This window comes from Gemelliphila asaccharolytica (assembly GCF_001553005.1).
In the GTDB taxonomy this organism is placed as follows: Bacteria; Bacillota; Bacilli; order Staphylococcales; family Gemellaceae; genus Gemelliphila; species Gemelliphila asaccharolytica.
This window is the reverse complement of sequence record NZ_KQ959899.1, coordinates 112,437-122,594: the sequence shown is the minus strand read 5'-3', so window position 1 is coordinate 122,594 and position 10,158 is coordinate 112,437. Positions and strand designations below refer to the sequence as shown.

The window sequence follows — 10,158 nt, the reverse complement described above, 5'->3', positions numbered from 1 at the left end:
ATCAGAATTTTTATATTATAAATTTTCATAAAAAATAAAGAAAATTTGATAAAAAGATAAAAACTTACTTTTCTAAAATTTTTTTCTTATATTATTGACAAAGAACCAAAATTTTATAATTAAGATTAAAATACACCTAAATTATTGACAATAAAGATAAAATAGTTTAATATAAACAGTGATATTGTTTATATCTTCACGAGTAAGCCCCGGAAACTTAGTCGTTACGACAGATTAAATAACAACATCTTAGGAGGAATTGACATGCGTCAAACTTATATGGCAAAGCCATCAACTGTAGAAAAAAAATGGTATTTGATAGATGCTAAAGATCAAACTTTAGGACGTTTATCATCAGAAGTAGCATCAATACTAAGAGGGAAACATAAACCTACTTATACACCACATATTGATACTGGGGATAATGTTATAATTATAAATGCTGAAAAAATTGTGTTAACTGGTAAAAAATTAACTAATAAAATTTATCGTAAACACACAATGCACCCAGGTGGTTTAAAAGAAAGAACTGCTGGACTTATGGTAGAAAAATATCCAGAAGAGCTATTAGAATTATCTATAAAAGGTATGTTACCAAAAAATAGTTTAGGAAGAGCTCAAGGAATGAAATTACATGTATATAGTGGAGAAAATCATCCACATGCAGCACAAAAACCAGAAAAATATGAATTACGTGGATAATTAGGAGGAAAATATTAAATGGCACAAGTAGAATATCGCGGGACAGGACGCCGTAAAAGTTCAGTAGCACGTGTAAGACTAGTACCAGGAACAGGGAAAGTAACTATAAATAATAGAGAAATGCGTGATTACTTACCATTAGAATCTTTAGTATTAGATTTAATGCAACCATTACAAAAAACATCAACTACAGGAAACTATGATATATTAGTAAATGTTCATGGTGGAGGTTATACAGGACAAGCTCAAGCTATAAGACATGGTATAGCTCGTGCTTTATTAGAAGTAAACCCAGATTATCGTAAAGATTTAAAACCAGTTGGACTATTAACACGTGATCCACGTATGAAAGAACGTAAAAAATACGGTCTTAAAGGTGCAAGACGTGCTCCACAATTTTCAAAACGATAATTTTATTTTTGAAAGATACAAGGTTTCTTGTATCTTTTTTTATTTTGTATAGTTCTACGCATTCTTTTTTGAATTCATAACTATATCGCATAAAAATACCCTACTTACTGGTTTGTCCAGTAAAGAGGGTACACATCAAAAATTCTTTAAAGCTATTTTTAGTCGCAATATATTTCTCTTAATTTTTTACTTGCTTGTACCATAACTTGTAATTTTTTTTCTATAATATCATAAGGGTTTAGAGGTCTTTGGCTAAATGTAGAAAAACCACAATCAGGATTTAGAAGTATTTTTTCTGGTGGTAAATATTGCAGAGCATCTTCAGCTAGTTTAATAATTTTTTCCACATTTTCTATTTCACTTGTTCTTGGATTTATACAGCCTAAACCTAATGCTATTTTTTTGTCTAAGAAATTATTATCAAATAATTTTTCTACTTCTCCTGCCCTTGGAGTTGAAAATTCTAATGTTAATAAATCAGCACCTATTGATTCAAAAACACTCGTTAGCCTGTCATATGGTCCTTGTAAAAGTACACTTTCATCACGAGTCCAATTCCCCCTACAAACATGTAATGCACTAATAATATCATCATATTTTTTTAATTCATCAAAAATAGGAGTTAAAAGTTTTTTTGCAAATCTTAATTCTCGGTCAACCTTGACTTTTTCAGATAAAGCACCTCAATAAAAAGATGTATCTTCACATTCTTTTGTAAAAACAACTTCCGATAAAATAGGTTCATCTATTTGTATTACCTTAACGCCAAGAGAAGAAAGTCTTTTTATTTCATTAATCAGTAGTTTAACAACATCCTCTCCTAAAGCAGCACGATTATCATATATTTTTCCAGTAACCTCTTTTACCCACATTGTTCTTGTTAATAAATAGGGACTAGGTAATGTTATTTTAAAAGGTTTATTTGTTAGTTTTTTAATATTCTCTACTTCTTTAATATTTAGAGGAGTATCTGTGTTTATTTTTCCAACACAAACAGGACTTTTCATGATATTTTCACTAGCATCCATTTCTTCTAAACTTTTTTTAAACGCAGAATCGTCAGGTAATAATTCTTTTATTTCGTCAGTTGTTAAAAGATTTATTCCATCTACTTTTTCAGCTATATATCCCATGTAATTATCTCTTGATAATTCTCCACTTACAACTATATCAATTCCTACTTTGTCTAAAAGTTTAATAACTTTTTTTGTTTCTTCAAATACTTTTTTTTCAAAATCTTCTTTTAAATTAGGATTAGTTTTTAATTTTTCCTTTAATTCTAACAGTTCTTTACTTCTTGGCATACTACCTACTAAGGTGGTAGCAAAAGGTTTTATATCTTTCATCGTATTTCCTTTCTTAAAAAAAAGAGAGTTTTTTAAAAAACTCTCTTACTAATTTAATAAACTAATTTTATGGTTCTATAATTATATTTCCACTATATAAAATATCAACTACTTCACCCATAGTAGTAACTTTACCAACTTCAAGGTATTCATCTAATTCATAGTAGTCTAAACATATACCGCAAGAAAGAATTTCAACACCTTTTGCTTTTAGTTCTTTAAGGTCAGATAAAACTTGAGAACCTTTAGCTGCAAGTTTTACTCCTTCTCCATAAAAAATTATATGTTCAGGTAAAGTTTCTTTTGTTGTAAGAGTGTGAATAAACCCTTTTAGTAAATTTTCAGATAGTTCTTTTTCTCCTACCCCCATAGATGTGCTTTTAATAACAATTTCATATTTTGACATATTTATTACTCCTTAATATAAATATTATCTCCCTATGAAAATGTTATCAAAAAAAATATTTTTTGTCAATCGCTTACTTAAAGTTGAGGAATATTCTAAATTTTCAAAAAAAAACCTATATTTTTATTAAAGTTTTAAAGTTATAAATAATAAAAATTTATTATATTTTGCTTTATAAATACTTGACCTTAAGGGTGTTAGGTTTTAAAATAACATAAAAAGGAGGGATTTTTTTGTTAATATTAACTAAAGAAGATATAGTAAGTTTTTTTAATATGAAAGATGCTATAGTTGCAAGTGAGAAAGCTTTATCAATGTATTCTAATAATAAAACTTTTATTCCACTTAGAACTAATATAAGAGATGAAAAAAATAATGGAGAAGTCTTATATATGAGTGGTAACACTTTTGGTGAAGTAGAAAGTAGTGGTTTAAAAATAGTTTCTGTATATCCTGATAATGCTAAAAATAATTTACCAGTAGTTCCTGCAACTATGGTTTTGGTAGATAGTAAAACGGGAGTAGTGTGTTCTATATTGGATGGAACTTATTTGACTGCTTTGAGGACTGCTGCTCTTCAAGGTCTTGCGACTAAAATGCTTTCTAATGAGGACGCTAAAGTAGCAACAATTATTGGAGCAGGAGGTCAATCCTTTATGCAAGTAGTTGCTATGATAGAAGTTAGAAAGTTAGAAAAGTTATATATTTTTAATTTTAATAAAGAAAGAGCAAATAAGTTAAAAGAAAAAATTGAAAATTATTTAAAAGAATATAAAGATAATTATAATTTAGAAATTGTTATTTCTAATAATGTGGATGAAGCAGTAAGTAAATCAGATATAGTTACTACTGTAACTACCAGTAAAACTCCAACTTTTAATTTTAACTATGTAAAAAAAGGAACTCATATCAATGGAATAGGGTCATATACAAAGGAAATGATAGAACTTCCAGAAGAATTAATAATTAATGCAGATAAAATTTATTTTGACACAAGTGATGGGGTACTGTCAGAGGCTGGAGATATTATAAATCCATTAAAAAATGGGAAAATGATGAAAGTAAATTTACAGGAGAATTAGGAAGTTTAATTAATAAAAAGATAAGTTCAAGAGAAGATAGGGATGAAATTACAGTTTTTAAAACAGTAGGAAGTGCAGTTCTTGATTTAGTAACAGCCAAATTTATTTATGATAAAGCAAAAAAAGAAAAAATAGGAAAAGAAATTAAATTTTAAGTTATAAAAAATTATTTTAAACTTGAAAAATAGGTTAAAATATAATATAATAATTATTACATTTAATAAATAAATGCGATGAGCCGATAAGTAGAATAATAGCGTACCGAATACAGAAAGGAAATCATTGATGAGAGATTTCTTCTAAGCTATCATTCGAAGTAGCCGGTGAGCATCTAAGATAAAAAATAAGTCTTAGACGTAATAGAGCGATAATCTTAAATGAGCTAATATGTTAATGTTAGAAATAAAGGTGGTACCACGGATATTTTCGTCCTTTAGGGTACTGCATTAAAGTTATTTAGTATCAAGTTAATATATAGTAGTAACCCTAGTTAATAAACTAGGGCTTTTTTTATATTTTATACTAGGAGGTAATTTTATGATAAAAATGGGTGCAAAATATAATCCAAAAGAAGTAGAAAGTAAAAGATATAGCTGGTGGTTAGAAAAAGAAGTATTCAAAGCTAATAATAAAAGTAAAAAACAACCATATACAATTGTAATACCACCACCAAATGTAACAGGTAAATTACATATAGGTCACGCTTGGGATACAACACTTCAAGACATTTTAACAAGATATAAGAGATTAAAAGGATATGATGTGCTTTACTTACCTGGTATGGATCATGCAGGAATTTCTACCCAAGCTAAAGTAGAAAAAAAATTAAGAGAAGAAGGTATTTCTCGTTATGATTTGGGACGAGAAAAATTTTTAAAAAAAGCTTGGGAATGGAAAGAAGAATATGCTTCTTACATCAGAAGTCAGTGGGCTAAACTAGGGTTAGGACTAGACTATTCAAGAGAAAGATTTACACTAGATAAAGGACTTAATGATGCTGTAACTAAAATATTTGTTGACCACTATAAAAAAGGAATAATATATAGAGGAGAGAGAATTATAAATTGGGATCCAGCTCAACGTACAGCTTTATCAAATATAGAAGTTATATATAAAGATGTAGAAGGAGCTTTTTATCACCTTAAATATTTTTTAGCAGATGGAAGTGGTAAATATCTTGAGATAGCTACGACAAGACCGGAAACACTATTTGGAGATACCGCAGTTGCAGTACATCCAGATGATGAGAGATATAAAGATTATGTAGGGAAAAAAGTAATTTTACCAGTATTAAATAAAGAGATTCCCGTAATTGCTGATAAATATGTAGAAAAAGACTTTGGTAGTGGGGTAGTAAAAATAACTCCAGCACACGACCCTAACGATTTTGAAGTAGGAAATAGACACAATCTTGAAAGAATAGTAGTAATGGATGAAGAAGCAATAATGAACGACAAAGCAGGTAAATATAGTGGATTAGATAGATTTACTTGTAGAAAAAAACTTATTGCAGACCTTCAAAAAGAAGGAATTTGTTTTAAAATAAAAAAACATATCCACTCTGTAGGACATTCTGAAAGAAGTGGAGTAATAGTAGAGCCATACCTTTCTAAACAATGGTTTGTTAAAATGAAGCCATTAGCAGAAAAATCATTAGAAAATCAAAAAAATATAGAAAATAAAGTTAATTTTTATCCTAATAGATTTGAATCTACATTCACAACTTGGATGGAAAATGTTCAAGATTGGTGTATTTCTAGACAACTTTGGTGGGGACATAGAATTCCAGCATGGTATCATAAGAAAACTGGTGAAATATATGTTGATGTAAAACCACCAAAAGATATAGAAAATTATGTCCAAGATGAAGACGTACTTGATACTTGGTATTCATCAGCATTGTGGCCATTTTCAACTTTAGGGTGGCCTGATACTAAAAAAGAAGATTTAATTAGATATTATCCTACAGATTGTTTAGTTACAGGGTATGATATAATTTTCTTCTGGGTATCAAGAATGATTTTTCAAGGATTAGAATTCACTCAAAAAAGACCCTTTAAAGATACTCTAATTCATGGTTTAGTACGTGATGAAAAAGGAAGAAAAATGAGTAAATCTTTAGGAAATGGTGTTGATCCTATGGAAGTAATAGAAAAATATGGTGCCGATAGCCTTAGATATTTTTTAGCAACAAATTCTACACCAGGGCAAGACCTACGTTATTCAACTGAAAAAATTGAATCATCATGGAATTATATTAATAAAATATGGAATGCATCTCGTTTTGTAATAATGAATTTAGAGGATTTTAAATTTGATGATTTAGAAATTAATAAAATTAAAAACTTATCACTTGCAGATAAATATATTCTTACTAAATATGAAAAAACAATTAAAGATTATGAAAGATTGCTAGAAAAATATGAATTTGGCGAAGCATCACGTATTCTATATAATTTTATCTGGGAAGAATATTGTTCTTGGTATATAGAAACTGCAAAAATATCACTAAATTCTGAAAATCAAGAAACAAAAAAAACAGCACAATCTGTACTTGTTTATGTACTTGAAGGTTCACTAAAAATGTTACATCCATTTATGCCATTTGTAACAGAAGAAATATATTCTCATCTGCCTCATACAGAAGAAAGTATAGTAACAAGTAAATTTCCAAAAATAGAAGAAAATCTAATTTTCGAAGAAGAAACAGATAAAATGAAGCTTATTCAAGAAGTAATCATAGCTGTACGTAATATAAGAAGTGAAGTAAATGCACCTATGTCCAGAGAAATTCCTATAAAAATAAAATATGAAAATGAGGAAATAAAAAATACACTCCTTGAAGGAAAACTTTATCTAGAAAGATTTGCAAAACCAAGTAAATTAATAATAGAAAAAGAAATAAAAATACTTAAAACGGACATAAGCAGAGTGTTAGATGATTTAGAAATATATGTTTCTTTAGCAGATTTAATAGATATAGAAAAAGAAAAAGAAAGATTAGAAAAAGAATTAGAAAAATATCAAAAAGAAATTGATAGAGTATCTAAAAAACTTAATAATAAAAAATTTGTATCTTCTGCACCTAAAGAAATAGTAGATAAAGAAAAAGATAAGGAAAAAAATTATATTAATAAATATCAAATAGTAAAAGATAGAATAAAAGTTTTGAATAATCTATAAAATAAAAAATAAAGCTAATTTTAAAATTTATATTTTAGTAAATTTCTATTATTTAATTTTAAATATTAGCTTTTTATTTTTGAAAACATAGAATATCAATCTAGGGATAATTTGATATTTTTAGTTTTAATTTCTCATTTTTAATAGTATAATAATAATCAGATAAAGAGGTAATTATGGAAGAAAAAGATTGTTTATACTTATATGAAGATGAAAAAATAAGATTTTCATTTACTAAGAGAGATGTAGATGGTAAGAATATTTTAAAATTGAAAAATATTTTAAAAAAACATGGATATCATGTAGAATATTTATCTTATGTAAAACAAATTCATTCAAATTTAATAAAAGAAGTAACAAAACACAATATTCAAATATTAACAGAAGCTGATGGCATTATTACTAATGATAAGAATATACCAATAGTAATTTTTACGGCTGATTGTGTACCGATTATTTTTTATGATAAAATTAATAAAGTTGTTGCTTTAGCTCACGCAGGCTGGAGAGGTACTTATAGTGAAATAGCAAAAAAAGTGGTAGAAAAAATGCTAAATAAGTATAATTGCAAAAGAGAAAATATTAATGTATTTTTTGCACCACATATCAGACAAGATAACTATGAAGTTTCATTAGAATTAATAGAAAAATTTAGAAAATTTAATATACAAGATTATTTTAAGGTAATTAATAAAAAATATTATTTGAATCTTGAAAAAATAAACAAAGAAAATTTATTGAAATCAGGCATTTTAGAAAAAAATATAAAAAGCAGTAAGCTTTGTACAGTAAGGAATAACGATAAATTTTATTCATATAGAAAAGATAAAAAAACAGATAAAAGAATTGCAACAATAATTGAATTAAAATAAAAAAAAAGGAAAAATAATTTATGAAATATATAGTGTGTAATACAGAACAATCAGTATTTAATAGAGTATATGATGAATTAGAAAAATATATAGAACCAGGAGCAGTTTTTTCATTTTCAGAAAAAATATTAGATACTCAATTTTCTAAAAGAATAATAGAAGAACATAAAAATGGTAAATATAGTTACAAACACATTATTTTCCTTGGACAAAAAGAAATATCTGGTATAGAAAAAGAAGAAGATGTTGGTTTTTATAGAATTATGAAGAGAAATTTTTATAAACCTTTGGATGTAGATTATAAAAATATTTTCTCGCCAGAATATATAAACGAAAAAGATATCAATAAATATAAGGAAATAATAGATGATAATAAAATAGATGTAGCACTTATTTTTTTAGATAAAAACGGTTATATTTTAAATTATAATGAGGTTACAAAAGAAAATGAGGATGTGCATTTATTTAAAATTTCTAAAGAAAAAAAACAAGAGATAAAAAGAAAATATAATATTGATGCTAAAAGTGATAAGATAATTACTATAGGTTATGATTGTATTATGAAAGCTAATAATATATTTCTAATAGCTATAGGAGAAGACAAAAAAGATTATGTAAAAAAATTATTTGATGAAGAAGAAGATAAAAGTATTTTAACTTTAATAAAAAAACATAAAAATTTAGTTATTTTTACTGACAAAAATGCTTCTTATAAAACAGAAATAGAAGTAGATAAAATGATGAAAGAAAGAAAAAGAAAAAAAGAATTAGAAGAAAAAAGGAAATCAGAGCTAAGGTTAAAAGAAAATTATGGAAATTAATGATTATAGACATATAAAAGATTATGATTTTTCAGATAAGATATTTAAAAATTTTATAGCAGTTAGTTTTAAAATAGAGAAAATAGTTGAACCTTATGATTTCTTAACACTATTTCATAAGAATATTGGAGAGAGATTTGCTTTAAAAACTCCAGATAAGAAAAATGTTATAGTAGGTATAGGAAATTGTTATAATTTTAGTTTAGATACTAATGATTTTTTAACAAATTATAACAATAATAGCGTTGTTTTAGAATTTCAAAATGTAATGTCACAAACTACTCAAATAAAGATAGATGATTTTACAAATGATTACTTTGGAATTTATGGTGGAGTTTCAAGTGGAGATAATAAAAATTATCAAGAGTGGATAGATTTTAGTGATACAACTTTTAAAATACCAAATATTTTAGCTGTTTTTGAAGAAAAAGAAATACTTTTTACTTTATTTTTTAAAAAAGAAGTAGAAAAAGATTTTTCTGAAATTTGGCATGAAAGAATATCTTTTTTAGAAAGAATAAAAAATAAAGAATATTTGCCTTTAGAAGAAACAAAACTTGATCAAGTTAGAGAAATTTATCCAGAAATTTTAGAAGATAACATTAAATCAGCATTAGAAAAAATAAAAAATAAAAATTTTAAAAGAATAGCTTTATCAAGGAAAGATCAACTTGTAGTAGAAAGTAAAGTTTTTTTACCAGCTATTATGAAGTATTTTATGGAAAAAAACTTATATTTCATAGCATATGAATCTAAAAAAAGTATGTTCATTACTAGTAATCCATTGCTTTCGTTTTCTTCAGATTTGGAATTTTTGAAATTATATTTGTATCTCCAAAAAGAAAATTTATTTAATGGTTTTAATTATATAGATTTCAAAGAAGATGATATAGAAAAAGATTTTAAATTACGTCTTGAAGAAAAAACAGAATCATTTTTCACATTAGAAAAAGAAAAAATTTTAATAGGAAAAAACTTAGATATATATTCTGTATTTAAAACAAAAACAAAAGGAATAAATGAAGATATTAAAAAATTAAGTCTTTTATATCCTATAACTATAATAAAGGGACATCCTATTAAAGAAACAGAAGAATTTTTAAAAGAAAAGGAAAATATTGGTTATGGTTTTTGGTACTATCCTTTTGGATTTATAAATCATAAATTTGAATCTAATTTTTATACTTGTGGTAACATGATGGTGGCTTTCGACAAAATAATCACTTTATTTTCTTCTGTATTTGTAGATGAAGATGAAAATTACGAAAAGATAAAAGAAACAAGTGATAAAATAGTTGATAAAAATTTGAAATTATTTAAATAAAAACAGAGGCT

Annotated in this window: 10 protein-coding genes and 1 other annotated feature; of the genes, 8 read left to right on the top strand and 2 right to left on the bottom strand. The window is 26.0% G+C overall.

Going from position 1 to position 10,158, the window contains the following annotated elements; genetic code table 11:
• The first annotated feature begins 264 nt into the window (after positions 1 to 264).
• Positions 265 to 702, top strand: coding sequence for a 50S ribosomal protein L13 (gene rplM, locus HMPREF1871_RS04925; RefSeq protein WP_066130682.1), 438 nt, complete (start codon positions 265 to 267; stop codon positions 700 to 702).
• An 18-nt stretch (positions 703 to 720) separates the two neighbouring features.
• Entirely contained in the window at positions 721 to 1,113 is a 393-nt protein-coding gene (gene rpsI / locus HMPREF1871_RS04920) for a 30S ribosomal protein S9 (RefSeq protein ID WP_066130680.1), read from the top strand.
• Positions 1,114 to 1,271: 158 nt separating this feature from the next.
• On the opposite strand, the gene HMPREF1871_RS06460 is transcribed toward rpsI, so the two are convergent.
• The gene (locus tag HMPREF1871_RS06460) at positions 1,272 to 2,459 is read right to left on the bottom strand and encodes a cobalamin-independent methionine synthase II family protein (RefSeq protein WP_269746048.1); all 1,188 of its coding nucleotides are present in this window, start codon (positions 2,457 to 2,459) and stop codon (positions 1,272 to 1,274) included.
• Between the two features lie 67 nt (positions 2,460 to 2,526).
• Positions 2,527 to 2,865, bottom strand: coding sequence for a sulfurtransferase-like selenium metabolism protein YedF (gene yedF, locus HMPREF1871_RS04905; protein ID WP_066130669.1), 339 nt, complete (start codon positions 2,863 to 2,865; stop codon positions 2,527 to 2,529).
• Positions 2,866 to 3,098: 233 nt separating this feature from the next.
• Between yedF and HMPREF1871_RS04900 the strand changes: the two genes are divergently transcribed.
• The 6 genes from HMPREF1871_RS04900 to HMPREF1871_RS04880 all read left to right on the top strand — a co-directional run bounded on the left by HMPREF1871_RS04900 (position 3,099) and on the right by HMPREF1871_RS04880 (position 10,147).
• A complete protein-coding gene (locus HMPREF1871_RS04900; RefSeq protein WP_269746047.1) occupies positions 3,099 to 3,947 on the top strand; it encodes an ornithine cyclodeaminase family protein in 849 nt (282 codons plus the stop codon).
• Complete coding sequence (locus HMPREF1871_RS06520; RefSeq protein WP_407919984.1) at positions 3,902 to 4,102, top strand: hypothetical protein; 201 nt, start codon at positions 3,902 to 3,904, stop codon at positions 4,100 to 4,102. Before HMPREF1871_RS04900 ends, HMPREF1871_RS06520 begins: the two co-directional genes overlap by 46 nt.
• A gap of 69 nt (positions 4,103 to 4,171) precedes the next feature.
• Positions 4,172 to 4,384: a binding site (T-box leader), on the top strand.
• 100 nt (positions 4,385 to 4,484) lie between these two features.
• Positions 4,485 to 7,130, top strand: coding sequence for a valine--tRNA ligase (locus tag HMPREF1871_RS04895; protein ID WP_066130667.1), 2,646 nt, complete (start codon positions 4,485 to 4,487; stop codon positions 7,128 to 7,130).
• A 176-nt stretch (positions 7,131 to 7,306) separates the two neighbouring features.
• Positions 7,307 to 8,002, top strand: a complete 696-nt coding sequence (pgeF, locus tag HMPREF1871_RS04890) for a peptidoglycan editing factor PgeF (protein WP_066130665.1) — start codon at positions 7,307 to 7,309, stop codon at positions 8,000 to 8,002.
• A 20-nt stretch (positions 8,003 to 8,022) separates the two neighbouring features.
• Positions 8,023 to 8,823, top strand: a complete 801-nt coding sequence (locus tag HMPREF1871_RS04885; protein ID WP_066130663.1) for a 6-phosphogluconolactonase — start codon at positions 8,023 to 8,025, stop codon at positions 8,821 to 8,823.
• Positions 8,813 to 10,147, top strand: coding sequence for a hypothetical protein (locus HMPREF1871_RS04880; RefSeq protein WP_066130661.1), 1,335 nt, complete (start codon positions 8,813 to 8,815; stop codon positions 10,145 to 10,147). The genes HMPREF1871_RS04885 and HMPREF1871_RS04880 overlap by 11 nt, the downstream gene beginning before the upstream one ends.
• Positions 10,148 to 10,158: the final 11 nt, after the last annotated feature.

Coding starts and splice junctions, on each gene's coding strand:
- rplM (WP_066130682.1), top strand. CDS start 265: ATGCGTCAAACTTATATGGCAAAGCCATCAACTGTAGAAAAAAAATGG.
- rpsI (WP_066130680.1), top strand. CDS start 721: ATGGCACAAGTAGAATATCGCGGGACAGGACGCCGTAAAAGTTCAGTA.
- yedF (WP_066130669.1), bottom strand. CDS start 2,865: ATGTCAAAATATGAAATTGTTATTAAAAGCACATCTATGGGGGTAGGA.
- HMPREF1871_RS04895 (WP_066130667.1), top strand. CDS start 4,485: ATGATAAAAATGGGTGCAAAATATAATCCAAAAGAAGTAGAAAGTAAA.
- pgeF (WP_066130665.1), top strand. CDS start 7,307: ATGGAAGAAAAAGATTGTTTATACTTATATGAAGATGAAAAAATAAGA.
- HMPREF1871_RS04885 (WP_066130663.1), top strand. CDS start 8,023: ATGAAATATATAGTGTGTAATACAGAACAATCAGTATTTAATAGAGTA.
- HMPREF1871_RS04880 (WP_066130661.1), top strand. CDS start 8,813: ATGGAAATTAATGATTATAGACATATAAAAGATTATGATTTTTCAGAT.